The sequence below is a fragment of the Embleya australiensis genome (assembly GCF_051903075.1).
Classification (GTDB): Bacteria; Actinomycetota; Actinomycetes; order Streptomycetales; family Streptomycetaceae; genus Embleya.
In genome coordinates, this window is record NZ_CP182425.1 from 68,017 (window position 1) to 83,392 (window position 15,376).

The 15,376-nt window shown below is 72.7% G+C and carries 11 protein-coding genes and 2 CRISPR repeat arrays; all 11 genes read left to right on the forward strand.

The window, feature by feature from the left end; genetic code table 11:
* The first annotated feature begins 63 nt into the window (after positions 1–63).
* A CRISPR array of direct repeats spans positions 64–1,499; the repeat unit is 29 nt; unit sequence GAAGTCCCCACGCAGGTGGGGGTGAGCCG.
* Positions 1,500–1,593: 94 nt separating this feature from the next.
* A CRISPR array of direct repeats spans positions 1,594–2,293; the repeat unit is 29 nt; unit sequence GAAGTCCCCACGCAGGTGGGGGTGAGCCG.
* Positions 2,294–2,466: 173 nt separating this feature from the next.
* On the forward strand, positions 2,467–3,267 hold the full coding sequence (locus ACMXN5_RS50450; RefSeq protein WP_439681857.1) for a hypothetical protein: 801 nt from the start codon (positions 2,467–2,469) through the stop codon (positions 3,265–3,267).
* An 849-nt stretch (positions 3,268–4,116) separates the two neighbouring features.
* A complete protein-coding gene (locus ACMXN5_RS50455) occupies positions 4,117–4,818 on the forward strand; it encodes an SAF domain-containing protein (protein WP_439681858.1) in 702 nt (233 codons plus the stop codon).
* Entirely contained in the window at positions 4,815–5,678 is an 864-nt protein-coding gene (locus ACMXN5_RS50460) for a hypothetical protein (protein ID WP_439681859.1), read from the forward strand. Before ACMXN5_RS50455 ends, ACMXN5_RS50460 begins: the two co-directional genes overlap by 4 nt.
* Complete coding sequence (locus tag ACMXN5_RS50465; protein WP_439681860.1) at positions 5,668–7,230, forward strand: CpaF family protein; 1,563 nt, start codon at positions 5,668–5,670, stop codon at positions 7,228–7,230. The genes ACMXN5_RS50460 and ACMXN5_RS50465 overlap by 11 nt, the downstream gene beginning before the upstream one ends.
* Positions 7,227–8,153 (forward strand): type II secretion system F family protein, encoded by a 927-nt coding sequence (locus ACMXN5_RS50470; protein ID WP_439681861.1) that lies wholly within the window; start codon positions 7,227–7,229, stop codon positions 8,151–8,153. The genes ACMXN5_RS50465 and ACMXN5_RS50470 overlap by 4 nt, the downstream gene beginning before the upstream one ends.
* Entirely contained in the window at positions 8,150–9,040 is an 891-nt protein-coding gene (locus ACMXN5_RS50475) for a type II secretion system F family protein (protein WP_439681862.1), read from the forward strand. The genes ACMXN5_RS50470 and ACMXN5_RS50475 overlap by 4 nt, the downstream gene beginning before the upstream one ends.
* A gap of 60 nt (positions 9,041–9,100) precedes the next feature.
* The gene (locus ACMXN5_RS50480) at positions 9,101–9,313 is read left to right on the forward strand and encodes a hypothetical protein (RefSeq protein ID WP_380030869.1); all 213 of its coding nucleotides are present in this window, start codon (positions 9,101–9,103) and stop codon (positions 9,311–9,313) included.
* 1 nt (position 9,314) lies between these two features.
* The gene (locus ACMXN5_RS50485) at positions 9,315–9,734 is read left to right on the forward strand and encodes a TadE/TadG family type IV pilus assembly protein (RefSeq protein ID WP_439681863.1); all 420 of its coding nucleotides are present in this window, start codon (positions 9,315–9,317) and stop codon (positions 9,732–9,734) included.
* 56 nt (positions 9,735–9,790) lie between these two features.
* Positions 9,791–10,342 (forward strand): TadE/TadG family type IV pilus assembly protein, encoded by a 552-nt coding sequence (locus ACMXN5_RS50490; protein WP_439681864.1) that lies wholly within the window; start codon positions 9,791–9,793, stop codon positions 10,340–10,342.
* A 404-nt stretch (positions 10,343–10,746) separates the two neighbouring features.
* The gene (locus ACMXN5_RS50495; protein WP_439681865.1) at positions 10,747–11,151 is read left to right on the forward strand and encodes a hypothetical protein; all 405 of its coding nucleotides are present in this window, start codon (positions 10,747–10,749) and stop codon (positions 11,149–11,151) included.
* Positions 11,148–15,359: a LysM peptidoglycan-binding domain-containing protein gene (locus ACMXN5_RS50500; RefSeq protein ID WP_439681866.1), complete on the forward strand. Its 4,212-nt coding sequence runs from the start codon at positions 11,148–11,150 to the stop codon at positions 15,357–15,359. The genes ACMXN5_RS50495 and ACMXN5_RS50500 overlap by 4 nt, the downstream gene beginning before the upstream one ends.
* Positions 15,360–15,376 lie beyond the last annotated feature (17 nt).

The window sequence follows — 15,376 nt, forward strand, 5'->3', positions numbered from 1 at the left end:
CCGCAATGGCCCTATTTACATCACGAATCGGCAAAGCCTTCAGGAACCCGCAGGTCGGGAAGGGAAGTCCCCACGCAGGTGGGGGTGAGCCGTTTCGCCTACGCGTTCCCGGTCGGGATCGACTGAAGTCCCCACGCAGGTGGGGGTGAGCCGTGGAACACCACTTCACACAGTGACCAGGGGTTGAAGTCCCCACGCAGGTGGGGGTGAGCCGAGCGCACCACACCCGACTAGGCACTGTCAACCGAAGTCCCCACGCAGGTGGGGGTGAGCCGCTCCACCCCAGCGAGGGCAGCGAAGCCCGCGACGAAGTCCCCACGCAGGTGGGGGTGAGCCGTCTCGGGGGCAGATTCCCCCGCCGGACCGGACGAAGTCCCCACGCAGGTGGGGGTGAGCCGCTCAAGATCGACGAGGCGCTGAACGGCGTTTCGAAGTCCCCACGCAGGTGGGGGTGAGCCGCTCATGCTGAGCATGCTCGACCAGCAGTTCATGAAGTCCCCACGCAGGTGGGGGTGAGCCGGCGGCCGCTGCGGTCGTCGGGGTCGGTGTCGCGGAAGTCCCCACGCAGGTGGGGGTGAGCCGCGGGCGGTTACGTGATTCTGCCCGACGCCGACGAAGTCCCCACGCAGGTGGGGGTGAGCCGCTCTTCGGATGAGCCTGAGCATGACGACTCCGGAAGTCCCCACGCAGGTGGGGGTGAGCCGTCAGCTTGGCCATCGCCTCCGCCACAGCGCTGGAAGTCCCCACGCAGGTGGGGGTGAGCCGCCCACGGACCGCGCTTCACTCCACAGCTCTTCGAAGTCCCCACGCAGGTGGGGGTGAGCCGCACTGTAGCCACTCTTTCGAGCGCCGCGAACAGAAGTCCCCACGCAGGTGGGGGTGAGCCGGCGCGCTGTGGTTGGCGTTCGCGCTGAGTTTCGAAGTCCCCACGCAGGTGGGGGTGAGCCGTCCGGCTCTGCTGCCCTGATCTGTCGCTCCGTGGAAGTCCCCACGCAGGTGGGGGTGAGCCGCGGTGGATGTTGCCGAGGGAGAACGCCATCACGAAGTCCCCACGCAGGTGGGGGTGAGCCGAACCAGTTCTCGCTCGACGCGCCGGCGGTCGGGAAGTCCCCACGCAGGTGGGGGTGAGCCGCCGCTCGACGCGGTGACCGCGTCCGCGTTGCAGAAGTCCCCACGCAGGTGGGGGTGAGCCGGGTTGGTTGACCACACTCTCGTTCGCCCGCGAGAAGTCCCCACGCAGGTGGGGGCGAGCCGTCGAACGTGATGTATCCGCGCAGCGCGAGGAAGAAGTCCCCACGCAGGTGGGGGTGAGCCGAACAACGCCCAGGACGACCTCGACGTCAACGTGAAGTCCCCACGCAGGTGGGGGTGAGCCGTCCACGCCCGCGTCCGTGTGCGCGTGATCAGCGAAGTCCCCACGCAGGTGGGGGTGAGCCGGCGCGACGCCGCCTGCGACGCGAACTCGCGATGAAGTCCCCACGCAGGTGGGGGTGAGCCGGGCCTGCGAGCCTTCACCGCCGAGCGGCGCGACGAAGTCCCCACGCAGGTGGGGGGTGAGCCGCGGCGGTCCGGGCTCTGAACCCCGGACCGCCGGAAGTCCCCACGCAGGTGGGGGTGAGCCTCGGGACCGGCGCCGTTCGTGTTCAGGGTACGAGAAGTCCCCACGCAGGTGGGGGTGAGCCGCGTAGAGATGCGGTAAAACTTCGATCCGAGGCGAAGTCCCCACGCAGGTGGGGGTGAGTCTTCATGCGCGGCTACGGACTCGGGGTCGCCAGCGCAGTCCCCACGCAGGTGGGGGTGAGCCGTTCGACCTAGGCGGAATCCAACGCGGAGCGCCGAAGTCCCCACGCAGGTGGGGGTGAGCCGGCCGACGTGGTCACGTAGGCCGGGTTCAGCACGAAGTCCCCACGCAGGTGGAGGTGAGCCGGCACGGCCCGTGAAATGCGGATGTACGTCGCAGAAGTCCCCACGCAGGTGGGGGTGAGCCGTCGGGCAGCCTGCGCGGGACGATCGCGGTCACGAAGTCCCCACGCAGGTGGGGGTGAGCCGGTCCACCACGGGGATGCCGTAGTGGGCGGACAGAAGTCCCCACGCAGGTGGGGGTGAGCCGCTGATCAACCTGCCCCAGTTGCCGATCGCGCGGAAGTCCCCACGCAGGTGGGGGTGAGCCGAGTTCATTCGCTGTCCGAACGACGGACGTATCGAAGTCCCCACGCAGGTGGGGGTGAGCCGGTCGTTCGCGAAACCGATGGGTTCGGACCGAGGAAGTCCCCACGCAGGTGGGGGTGAGCTGTGTTCGTACTGCTTGTGGGCTATCAATGCCCGGTTCAGCGCGAAATTTGCTGCTTTTGTTGAGGTGCAGGTCACGATGCCCAGCCAGGCACACCGGAACGTGCCCAGTGGTGCGGCGGCTACAGGATGCCGGTCCCTCGCGTGGCCCGTGGTCGCGGCCGGGATCATGAATCCATGCCCGAGAAATCGAACCTGTTGTCGGCCCTTTGGCCAGTCGCTTCGTCTGGTGCGACGGACTGGCTGTTTGAGCTGTGCGGCGACGGTTTGACCGGGTTCATGCCGCCGGCGATGCCCGATGCGGTCTGGGTGCTCAACGCCATGTACGAACACGAGCACGGGCCGGGCGACGTATCGCATCACGAGTACCGGCAGGTGCGTCTGGCGGGCGGGAGCATCCCGCGTGACATCGTCGAGGGCGTCGATCTCGACGCCGTCAGCGTCGCCACGGGGGGTGGGCTGGGCCGGGCCGGGCACCCTGGCCCCGGCTGGCGGCGGCTGCGGTGGGCGGAGCTTGCCCGGCGAACCGGCGGCCCGATCGTTCCCGACGGGCGCCTGCCCTCCTCTCGTTGCCTCTCCTCGGCCATGAAGAACGGCAGTTGGCCGCTGGGCATCGTCCCTCCCACCGAGGGGAGCTTGGACCGTGAGACCTGGATCCGGCTGATCGACATCCTCACCGCGCACAGCCCCGCAGGTCCGGACACCCGCTGTCTGGCCTATTACAACCCGCTGACGCTCGGGGCCGTCGACTTCGACAACCTCCATGTGCGGGCGGGGCGCCTCGGCGACGCCGAGATCCTCTACGACATGTCTGAGGCCGACTTCAGTCCCGCCAACCTCTGGGTCGAAGATCGCTCATGGGTCCTGTGCACCGACTACGACCTGTCGGCCACCAAGGTCGCCGGGCCTTCGGCTCTCATCGAGGCTCTGCTGAACGACACCGGTGTCGAGGCGGTACGGCTGCCCTGGGCGACCTGAGGATGGGCCGCGCAGGCCGGTCCCCGTCCCGAGATGCGAGCGCATTCACGTGTACCGGACCGAACACATTCGCGGTCTGACACGACAATACGGTGCACCTTGCAGGTCAAGCCGCCGCATGAGGTCGAAGTCGACTGTCGGCCCGAGGCTGCCGGCTTCCTTGATGATCACGCGACGCATGGCGCGAGCGGGGTGACGTTTGATCGAGTAGTCGGCGCCGAGTTCGCGGTAGGGAGCATCGAAGTACCCACGCGAGTTGGGGTTGAGCCGAGGGCGGTCCGGTCGGTCCCTCGGAAGTCCCCAAGGTGAGCCGTCGGACCTTGGATGTCTCTCCGCGTTTGGTTGCGGGATTGGGATGGTGCGGGAGCGTCATCCGGCTGATTGCGGTGGTGGTTTGGTCGGCTGGCGATGGCGGGTTTTCGGGTGGTCAATGGGATTGGCTGCTTGCGGTGGGTGTGTTTGTCGATTAGGGGATCGGAATCGGGGCTTCATTGCTGGTTTGGTTGATTTTGGGTTCTCTGTGTTGAGTTTGAGTGGATGGGCCGGACCTGGGGGTCTCGTGTGTCGGCTCTGGGTGGACTCCCGTGCGGTTGAACGGAGTTCGAGAACGTGGGGATTCGGTGGGGGTGACCGGGTTTTCCGGGGTTCGTGGTGGATGTGGGTGGTGGAGGGGTTTTTCTGGGGGCTGTCACAGTCGGAGTGGCGGGTGCACCTACCCGGTGTGGGGATTGCGTCACAGATCGATCGCGTCCGCTTGGCTGAAACAGTATGTTGGCTTGTCCGACAGGGGAATTCGTTATGCCCTGTTCGGTCGCCGATGTTGGGTATCGGGATATAGGGGGAGTCTGCGTGAAATCCGCGACGGCGCGTCGGGCTCGGGACGCGGGGGACCAGGCCGCGCCGGGGGTTGCGCTGGTGACGCCACCCAAGGGGCTTGGGCAGCGGCGGCGTAGGCCCGGGGTGATGGCGCTGGCGGTCGCCCTCGTTGCGGTCGGTGGGGTCGGTGGGGCGGCGTTGTTCACCGCGAAGGACAAGCGGGTCGAGGTGCTCGCGGTGGCGCGGACCGTGCCCTACGGCGCGGTGGTTGCCGACGCCGACGTGCGGACCGTGATGGTGTCGGTCGGTGGCGGCGTGCAGACGGTCTCGGCCAAGGACAAGCGGGCGGTGGTGGGCAAGCGCGCCGCGGTGGAGTTGCGGCCGGACACGCTGATCGCGCGTGGACAGGTCACCGACACGCTGGTGTTGCAGCCGGACGAGATCCTGGTCGGGATGGCCCTGACGCCGGGGCAGTTGCCGACCACGCCGCTGCAGCCGGGGCGCAGGGTCCTGGTGGTGTCGACGCCGGGCAAGGTGTCGGACGCGGCCAAGGGGCAGACGCTGACGCCGCCCGCGACCGTCGCCGCCACCGTGTTCGCCGTCGGCGCGCCCGACCAGTCCGGACGCGTGGTCGTCGATGTCGCCGTGCCCAAGGGGGACGCCGCCACCGTCGCCGCGCGCGCCTCCACCGAACTCGTCGCGCTGGTGGTCCTGCAGCCGGAGGCCCGCCCGTGACCGTGGTGGCCGTGGTCGGCGGCGTGGGCGCGCCGGGGGCCACCACGACGGCGCTCGGGCTGACCCTGTCCTGGCCGTTGTCCGCCTCCGGTCGGGTGGTGATGGTGGAGGCCGATCCCGATGGCGGGGCGGTCCTGGCCGGTGCGCTGCGTGGGCGGGTGTCGGCGCAGTACGGGCTGCACCAGCTCGGACTGGCCCAGCGGCAGGGCAAGTTGGACGAGTTCTTCTTCCAGCAGCTGATCGACCTGACCGGCGGTGAGCGCACCCGGCTGCTGCTGCCCGGGCTCGTCGACTTCGCCCAGGCCGCCTCGCTCGCGCACACCTGGGAGCCGCTGGCCCGGTTGTTGGCCTGGTTGGAGGGCCAGGAGATCGCGCACGACGTGGTGGTGGACCTGGGGCGTTCCGGCACCCTCGGCTCCTCCGCCGTACTGGCCCGCAGGGCCGACGTGGTCCTGGTCGTCGCGCGCGGGACGCTGCGTTCGGCGACCGCAGCGCGGGTGCGCGTCGAGGCGCTGCGCCGCGACCTGGACGCGAACGGTACCGGCGCGGACGCGCTGGGGCTGGTCGTCGTGGAGGGCGCGGACTATCCGGCGGGCGAGGTCGCCAAGTTGCTGGATCTGCCGTTGCTGATGTCGTTGCCGCACGATCCGCGCACCGCCGACGCGCTGTCCGACGGTCGCGGCGAGGTGGACAAGCGCGCGATGCGGTCGCGTCTGATGCGGCAGATCGCCTCCGGCGCGGACGAGATCCTGGTGCACGCGCGGACCCGGCGGCTGCGGCTGCAGGTTCCCGGTGCCCCGGGCGCCGTCCCCGGTAGCGGTCCGTGGACGGGAACGGGGGAGCACTCTCGTGTTGGGTAACGCCTCCCCACTGCACCGTCCGCCCACCCCCGGGCCCACGAACGGCCCACCCCCGCCGCCTCCGCCGCCCGCCGCCCCCGTCCCGTCGCCGTACACCCGGACCCCCTTCCCCACCGGCCCCGTCGCGACCACCCACGCCCCCGCCGCCGACCCGTCGGCCGGCACCGCCGCGGGCCCCGCCGTCGGCTCCACCGCACCGCAGGTGGTCCTCGACCTCGCCGCCGTCCGCGTCCTGCGCGAGCGCGCCGCCGAACGCCTGCACGAGCAGGACCGCGCCCGCCCCGGCCTGCCCGAGGCCGACCGCGAACAACGCGGCCGCGCGCTGATCGCCCAGGTCGTCGCCGAATGGGCGGACGTCACCGCACGCGAACGCGGCACCGCCACCACCCCGGCGGAGGACCGCGCCTACGGACGCGCGGTGTTCGACTGGCTCTTCCGGGCCGGCCCGCTGGAGCCGTACCTCAACGACGACGCCGTCGAGAACATCCTGATCAACGGCTACGCCACCGTGTGGGTGGACTACGCCGACCGCCCCCGCCGCCGGGTCGCCCCGCTGACCGCCTCCGACGAGGAACTGCGCGAGCTGCTGCGCAACCTGGCCCGCCGCAGCGGCGCGGGCGAGCGCACCCTGTCCACGTCGTCGCCGTTCCTGGCGCTGCGCCTGCCCGACGGCTCGCGCCTGCAGGCGGTCATCGAGGTCACCCAGCACACCTGCGTGACCATCCGCCGGCACCGGGTCAAGACCGTCACACTCGACGACCTGGTCGCCTGGGGAACCCTCGAACCCGTACTCGCCCGATTCCTGGGCGCGTTGATCCGCGCCAAGAAGAACGTGATCATCTGCGGGACCCAGGGCGTCGGCAAGACGTCGCTCCTGCGTGCCCTCGCCCGCGAGATCCCGGCGGCCGAACGTGTGGGCACCCTCGAGAGCGAGTACGAACTGTTCCTGCACGAACTCGGCCACCTGGAGCAGGTCGTCGCGTTCGAGGCCCGCGAGGGCAACGGCGAACGCGGCGCCGACGGCCGCTCAGCCGGCGAGATCACCATCGGCGACATGATCCCCCCGGCGCTGCGCATGACGCTGTCCCGCATGATTGTCGGCGAGGTCCGCTCCAGCGAGATCGTGCCCATGCTGCGGGTGATGACCAACGGCGAGGGCGGCTCGATGTGCACCCTCCACGTCCGCGAACCACACATGATCTTCGACCGGATCGCCGAGCTGTGCCTGGAGTACGGACAGCACATGAGCGACCGGCTCGCCTACCGGCTGGCCGCCAACGCCGTCGACTACCTGGTGTTCGTCCGCATGATCGACGAGAGCGGCATCGGCGGGCGCCGACACCGCTTCGTCTCGCACGTCCTGCAGATGGCCGGCATGGGCGAGAACGGACGCCCCGCCACCAACACCGTGTTCGGGCCGCGCGGCGACGACCCGCGGGCGGTACCGCTCACCGCGCCCACCGACGCGGCGACGCTGCGCCGGGCGGGCTTCGACCCGCTGTGGCTCAACGCCGCCCCGCAGTGGGCGCCGATGCATCTCGTGGGGGGATGACCGACATGGACGCACAGGCCCTGTGGGCCGGGGTGTGCACGGCGCTGGTCACCGCCGGACTCGTCCTGCTGTGGTGGGGATGGCGCGGCACCGACGTCGACGCGCCGCCCCGACCGGGCCGGGTCCGCCGGGCCCGCCCGCCGCTGTCGCCGGCCGCCGTGCGCGCCCGCAACGTGCGCCGGGTCGTGGCCGGGATCGCCGGTGTCGCGGCGTGGTTGGTCACCGGGTGGCTGGTCGCGGTGGTCCTGGTGCCGGTCGCGGTGCTGGGCTGGCCGTGGTTGATGGCGCCGACCCGGGCCGACTACTCCGGCATCGACCGGCTCGACGCGCTCGCCGAGTGGACCCGACGCCTGGCCGACCTCGTCGAACTCGGCGCCGGCCTGGAGAACGCCATCCTCACCTCCCGCGGCACCTGCCCGGCGCCCATCGAGGCCGAGGTCGGCGACCTGGTCTCGCGGTTGCAGGCCCAGTGGCGTCCGGCGGACGCCCTGTACCGCTTCGCCGACGCGTTCCGCGACGCCACCGCCGACAAGATCGCCGCGGCGTTGATCCTGCGCGCGGACGATCGTGGGCCCGGACTGGCCGTGGCGTTGCGGGACTTCGCCACGACCGTGCGCGAGGAGGTACGCCAGCGGCGCTCGATCGAGGCCGACCGGGCCAGCGCGCGTGCCACGGTCCGGTGGATCACCTATCTCACCGTGGCGATGGGCGGACTGATGGCGTTCAACCGCGACTACGCCAAGCCCTACGCGAGCGCGGTCGGACAGACGTCGCTGATCGTGTTGATGGCCTGCTTCACCGGCGTCCTGCTGTGGATGCGGTCGGTGACCGCGTACAAGCCCGCGCCGCGGATCCTGGTCCACGACGAGCGCAGCGTCGTCACGGTCGTGGCCCCGGTCGCCGAACCGGAGGCGGCCCGATGATCGAAACCTGGTACCTGATTCCGGGAGCCCTGGTCGGCGCCGGCGTCGCGCTGCTGATCCGCGAACTGCGGCCCGCGCCACCGGACCTGACCGCCGCCGCGGATCGCCTGACCGGGCGCCCGACCGCCGCCGCGATCGCGGCCCGCGACACCGGCACGGACAGCGCGTTCGGCGACGCGCTGGCCCGGCTGGCCCAGCGGGTGCCGGGCGTGTCCGTCCCGCACACCCGCCTGGCCTTGGTCGGCCAGAGCGCGGGCGACCACCTGCGCACCAAGGCCGCGATGGGGCTGCTCGGCATCCTCCTGCCGATCCTGTTCTCCACCGCCGTATCCATGCTCGGGATCGCGCTGCCGTTCGTCGTCCCCGTCGGCGCGTGCCTGGTCCTGGCGGTGGTCATGTGGCAGACGCCCGACCGTGAACTCGCAGTCAAGGCGAAGGCCGCGCGGGTGGAGTTCCAACACGCCGCCGCCACCTACCTCGACCTGGTCGCGCTCCAGCGCGCCGGCGACGCCGGACCCGCCGAGGCGCTGGAGAACGCCGCCCGGGTCGGCAACGGGTGGGCGTTCCTGCGCATCCAGGATGCGCTCGCCCGCGCCCGGGCCCACGGCGCCGACCCCTGGCAGGCACTGCGCGACCTCGCCGGCGACCTGGACCTGCCCGAACTCGCCGACGTGGCCGACATCATCGAACTCGCCGGCGTCGAGGGCGCCGCCGTCTACGGCACCCTGCGAGCCCGCGCCGCCGCCCTGCGCACCGAACTGCTCTCGGCGGAACACGAACGCGCCAACACCGACTCCGAACGCCTCGTGGTGCCGGGCACCGTCCTGGTGATCCTGCTGACGATCTTCCTGGGCATGCCCGCCATCCTCCAGATCGTGGCGATCTGAACCCCCCGCGCATCGCCGCGATCCGGACCCCGGACCACCGAACAACCACCGGAGGGAACCATGTACGACGCCGCGCTCCACTTTGTTTTGACCGTGGCCCTGAACGTGCGCGACCGCTACCGGCGCAAGGTCGACGAGGAGGGATCGGACGCCGGGCTCACCAGCCTGGAGGTCGCCCTGATCGCGGCGGGCGTCGGGGTTCTCGCGGTCGGGCTGATCGCGGTCATCACCAAGGTCGTGAACGGGAAGATCTCGATCATCGGCGGGTTCTGAGGTGTCCCACGCGTTCCGCCGCCTGCGGCGTCGGTATCGGGAGTTGCCGTCGGACGGCGGAACCACATCGCTGCAACTGGCCATCCTGATGCCGGTCGTCCTGGTGCTGATCCTGACGGTCCTGCAGGGCTGCCTGTGGTGGTTCGCCCGCGAGGCGGCCCTGGCGGCGGCCCGCGAGGGCGTCGAGTCCGGCCGCGCGTACCGGATCGGCACCCCGCAGACGGCGGCCGAACGGGCGCGGCAGGCGGCGGACAACCTCGGGCTGCGCGGTCCGAGCGTGTCCACGGAGGGGAGCACGGCGGACACGGTGCGGGTGCGGGTCACCGCCCGGTGCCTGTCGATCGTCCCGCTGCTGCCCGACATCACCATCACGCAGGACGCGCAGGCGCCGGTGGAGCGGTGGAGCCCGATCGGGCCCTGAACCCGACGCCCCACCACCACCGATTCGTTCCAAGCCCGGAGAGGAGGGCCACACCCGTGTCGAACCGACGTTCCCGCCCGCTACCCGCCGCTCGCGGGACGAGCGTGGAGGCGGCGTCCGGGCTTGTCGCGACGCGAGGCGCCCGCGAGGCGGATCGCCGGGACGCGGATCGCCGGGACGCGGATCGCCGGGACGCGGGTTCGGTCACCCTCGAAGTGGCCATCCTCGTACCGGCGTTGCTCGCGCTCCTGATCCTGGGCGTCCTGGCCGGGCGGGTGACGCTCGCCGGGTCGGCCGTGGACGCCGCGGCCAAGGCCGCCGCCCGGGCCGCCACGTCCGCCCGCACACCCGGCGACGCGCAGAGCCGCGCCACCGCGGCGGCCGGGGCCACCCTGTCCCAGCAGGGACTGCACTGCGCGAGTACGTCGGTGACCGTGGACACCTCCGGGTTCGCCGCGCCGGTGGGCACCGCCGCGTCGGTCACCGCGACCGTCACCTGCCGCCTCCCGCTCGGCGACCTCGCCGCGCCCGGCCTGCCGAACCTGGGGACCAAGTCGATGACATCCACGTTCGTGTCCCCGCTCGACACCTACCGGGCACGCGGATGAGCGGCGTCGGCCGGGCACGCCGGGGGAGGTGGACGGGGACGGGGCGATGTGTCGCGGGCGGGGACCGGGTCGGGGCCGCGTGCGGCGCCGGGGCCGTCGCGGGTGTGCCCGGGTCCGCGGGCGGGTGTGCGTGCGCGCGCCCGGGCGGGTCTGCCGGCCGTGACCTCGGCCGGAAGGCCGACGGAGGCGGGGTCGTTCGGGTGTCGTGGGTGGGTGTCCGCGGGAGGGTCGAGGCGCGGGAGCGGTCCGAAGTACCCGGAGACGCCGAGGTCCCGGAAAGCGTCGAAGTCCCGGAACACGTCGGGGGACCGGGGCACGGTCGCGACTCGGCGCGGACCGGAGGTCGCGGCTCGGGACGGCTTTCCGGGGCGCGACGGTCATGCCGCCCGCGCGACGAGGGCAGCGTGAGCCTGCTGTTCGCGGGCGTCGCGATCGCCGCCCTCCTGCTGATCGCGCTGGTCGTGGACGGCGGCGGGCGACTGCGCGCGGCGCAACGCGCCGACGGCCTCGCGGCCGAGGCCGCCCGCGCCGCCGCGCAATCCATCGACCCCGCCGCCGCGATCCAGGACGGCGCGATCCACATGGTCCCGGACCCCGCCGTACCGGCCGCCACCGCCCGCGCCTACCTGGCCCGCGCGGGCGCGAGCGGCACCGTCTCGGTCGGCGCGGACCGCGTCACGCTGACCGTCACCGTCACCGTCCCGTTCCACCCCGTCTTCAGCGGGATGCTCACCGACGGAGCCGTCTCCGCCACCGCCCGGGTCACCCTCGTCCACGGCGTTCTCGCACCGGAGGGCAACACACCATGACCGCCACCCGCCGTCCCACCCCCGACCAACGGCGCCGCAGCCCCGCCGCACCGCTGCGGGCACTCGCGAGCCTGCTGGCGCTGGTCGCGGTCCTGGCCGCGATGCCCACCGTCCTGTACCTGGCCACACGCACGCTCTCCTCCCGCTTCCCCGACCGCGACGACCTCACCTTCGACGCGCTCCTGGAACGCCCCGCCGACGCCGGTGTCGCCTACGTCGTCGTACTCGCGGTGGGCTGGCTGGCATGGGTGATCGTGGCCGGGGCGCTGCTGTGGGAGATCCCGGCCGCGCTGCGCGGGCGAACCCGCCGGGCGGTTCGGGGATTTCGGTGGAGCCAGCGCTTGGCCGCGTTCCTGCTGGGCGGGCTGGCGCTGACCGTGTCCGCCGGACCCGCGCTGGCCTCCCACGCCGCCCCGGTGGCGGCGGTGTCCGCGCCGGCGGGGGTCGACTCGGGCGCGCCGGCCGCGCCGGTCGTCGCACGTGGCGGGGCGGTGTCGGTGGACGGGCCGACGTACACTGTGCAACGCGGGGACACGCTCTGGGACATCGCCGAACGCACCCTGGGCGACGGCGCCCGCTGGCAGGAGATCGCCTCCCTCAACGACGGCCGGGTGATGACCGACGGCCACACCTTCCGCGCCGCCGACGACATCGACGTGGGCTGGGTACTGCGGATGCCGGCCGGGGCTCGGACCACCGCGCCGCCCGCCCCTACCGGGACGACCGCCGACCCCGTCGCTCCCGCACGGGCGCCCGCCGAGGACGCGCCCCGGACCGTCACCGTGCGCGCCGGGGACACCCTCTCCGACATCGCCCACCGCGAACTCGGCGACGCCGACTGGACGCCGCTGTTCGAGGCGAACAAGGGACGGGCCCAGGCCGACGGAGGCAGCCTGTCCGATCCGGACGTCATCGAGACCGGCTGGGTGCTGGTGGTGCCTGCCGCCGCCCCGGACACGCGGGTCGCGCCGACGCCGGACGCTCCGCCCACGGTGCCGCCGGCGCCCCCGGCGAGTGACGGCGGCGCGACGGCCGACAAGCCGACCGCCCCGGCGGTACCGGACACGGCGACGGCGCCGGGTGGGGCACCGGCGGGGCAGGACGCGGGGGGTGGGGCGCCCGCCGGGCAGACACCGCCCGGTCGGACGTCGACCGATCAGGTACCCACCGGGCAGGCTCCACCCGCGCAGGCGCCGACGAGCCAGGCACCGACGGGTCAGATACCGACAGGTCAGCCGCCCACCGCCGAACAGCCCCCGCCCGCCCAGGCGTCCGCGCCGCCCGCGCAGGATCCGGCCGGACGGCCGCCCGCTCCCGACGACACGGCCCAGGCACCTGCACCGCCGCCCGCCGAGGCACCCGCGACCCGCCCGCCCACCGCCGACACCCCCGCGGCACCGACGGCCCCGGCCGCACCCGCCGCACCCGGCACCCCGACCACCGTCGACGAGGACGGCCAAGACGGCGACGACGAGTCGGCGCTGCTCCCGATCGGCATCGGTGTCGGCGCGCTCGCCGGCGCCGGACTGATCGCCGCCGTCGGCGTGCGCCGCCGCCTCCAGCAGCGGCAGCGCCGGGCCCACCACCGCATCACCGTGCCCGCCTCCGGGCCGGCCGAGTACGAACAGCGCCTGCGCGCGGCCGAACGCCCCGAAGGCGCCGAGTTCCTCGACCTCGCCCTGAGCACCGTGGGCATCGAACTCGCCGACGCGGGCCGCCCGATGCCCGCCTTCACCACCGGCCACCTCACCGTCGCCGGCCTCGAACTGCGCCTGCGTACCGCCGAACCGCCCATCGCCCCGTTCAACGCCGTCGACGGCGACACCACCCGCTGGTTCTGCCCGGTCGACGCGCCCCTGGTGAGCGCAGACCGCGCCCGCTCCTTGCCCGCCCCTTGCCCGACCCTGACCCCGGTCGGGCGTACGGGCGTGGGCGAGATCCTCCTGGACCTGGAGTCGTGCCCCGTCACCGTCCTCGACGGCACCCCGGAGCAGCGGCGGCAGATCCTGCGCACACTGGCCGTGGCCCTGCTGACCGGCCCGCGCGGCGAGGACGTCTCGGTCACCGCCGTCGGCCTCGACGACGACCTCGGCTCCCTCGAATCCCTCCCGGGACAGCGGATTTCCCGCGCCGCGTCGCTCACCGAGGCGCTGTCCCGGCTGGCCGGCTGGCACGACGCGTGCGCGGAGGTCCTGACCCGCGAGTACACCCCGTCCGCGCGGGCGGCTCGCACGATCGGCGCGGCACCCGACACCTGGCCGCCGGAGATCGTGCTGTCCCGCGAGCCCCTCGACGCCGACGCGATCGCCGCACTGCGCCGCCTCGAGGCACACGGGGTCCGCACCGCGTGGACCGTCGTGGCCCCGGCGGCGGACGACGCCGAAACCCCCGAGCACTGGTACACCCTGCCCACCGGCCCCGACCCGACCGCACTGGCGGGCGTCGAGGGCGACGTCACCATCCACCGCCTGCCGGACGAGGAACTCGCCGCACTGGTGGGCATCTTCACGGCAGCGACCGACACGAAGGGGCACGTCCCAACGGAGCCGGATGAGGAGGCGTCGAGCGCCCCGGCACCGGACGGGACGACCGCACCGGGGGAGGCCGTCACCCCCACCCCACCCGCCGCGTCCCAGCGGGGTCCCGTGACCGTGACGACCTACATCGAACCAGTCTCCGACCGAGACGTCACGACCACACCGGGCGCACCGACCGCCGTACCAGTGCTCCCGATCCCGGTGGGCCTCCCCGCATCGACCCCACCGACGAAGCCCACCCACCAGCCGACGATCGGCGTGGTGGCACCCGTCGCGAACGACGACAGCGTCACCACCGACGGAGCAGGGGCTACAGAGCCCGAGCCCGAGTCGGCACCGGCGGACGCGGCCGAGGCCGTTGCCCACGAGGCCGACCAGGCAACGGAATCCGCCGTCGAGACGACGGCGGAGGAGCCCGCGCAACCCGCCCCGGAACCCGAGGCGGACCCGACCCGCGGAGCGGACCCCCGAACCGACACCGAATCGCCCGAGGAAGCGGACCTCCCGGAGGCGAGCACCGACGTCGACCCCGGGCACGCTGCGCTATCCGTGCCGTCCGTCCCCTCCGTCGCGCCGTTCAGGTCCTTCCTCGGCTCTGCCGAACCAGAAGCCGGAAACGACGCCGGATCGCTCGACGCGGCCCCGGCGACCTCGCCGACCCCGAGCGACCACGCCGACGTCACCGCCTGGTTGGACTCCCTGCCCACACCCGACGACGAAGACGCCGCCTGGGCCCAAGCCTGGGAGGAGACGATGGCGGCAACGTCATCCACGATCCTGCCCGCGACGAACACGCCCACGGCGACGGACTCCGCCGTACCCGCCGAATCCACGTCCCCGATGCCCGCGACCGCGTCCACATCCACGCGCACCGACGGCGAATCGACGCTGACCGGCGTCCCCACCGCCCGTCACCCCGGACCGGAGATCCGCGTCCTCGGCCCGGTCGAAATCGTCGGCGTGGGCGACCCGGCCGAGGCCAGCAAGCGCGCCCGACTCACCGAACTCGCCGCCTTCCTCGTCCTCAACCCGGGCCTGAGCCACAACGACGTCGACACCGCGATCTGGCCCGACAGCGCCTCCGCGACCAACCGGCACACCGCGATGAGCAAACTCCGCCGCTGGCTGGGCCTCGACCCCCACGGCGACCCCTACCTGCCGATGATCGGCGACGGCGGATACCGCTTCGCCCCGGGCGTGACCTGCGACTGGACCCGCTTCCAACGACTGGCCCGCAAGGGCATGCGCCTGGGCCCGCTCGGCGGCCCCGACCTGACCACGGCCCTGTCCATGGTCCGCGGCCGCCCCTTCGGCGGCACCAGTCCGCGCCGCTACATCTGGGCCGAATACCTGCGCCAGGACATGACGTCCTCGATCGTCGACGTCGCCGCCCGCCTAGGCGAACTCCGCCTGCGCGACGGCGACATCAGAGGCGCCAAACTCGCCCTCGGCAAGGGCCTCGAGGTGTGCCCCGAGTCCGAGATGCTCTACCGCCTGATGTTCCGCGCCGCCTACCTCTCCGGCGACATCGCCGAGCTGGAGGCCTACGCCGCCCGCCTCAACCGCCTCCTCGACGACCTCGGCTGCGACATGGAAGACGACACGATCCACCTCCTACGCTCCCTCCTCGACGCCCGCCGCAAGGCCCCCACTTCCCGCGCGGCGGGATAAGGGCCCACACCCGATCA

What these genes read in the sequence shown, in the direction of transcription:
- ACMXN5_RS50480 (WP_380030869.1), top strand. Translation starts at nt 9,101, where the DNA reads ATGTACGACGCCGCGCTCCACTTTGTTTTGACCGTGGCCCTGAACGTG.
- ACMXN5_RS50475 (WP_439681862.1), top strand. Translation starts at nt 8,150, where the DNA reads ATGATCGAAACCTGGTACCTGATTCCGGGAGCCCTGGTCGGCGCCGGC.
- ACMXN5_RS50470 (WP_439681861.1), top strand. Translation starts at nt 7,227, where the DNA reads ATGACCGACATGGACGCACAGGCCCTGTGGGCCGGGGTGTGCACGGCG.
- ACMXN5_RS50450 (WP_439681857.1), top strand. Translation starts at nt 2,467, where the DNA reads ATGCCCGAGAAATCGAACCTGTTGTCGGCCCTTTGGCCAGTCGCTTCG.
- ACMXN5_RS50500 (WP_439681866.1), top strand. Translation starts at nt 11,148, where the DNA reads ATGACCGCCACCCGCCGTCCCACCCCCGACCAACGGCGCCGCAGCCCC.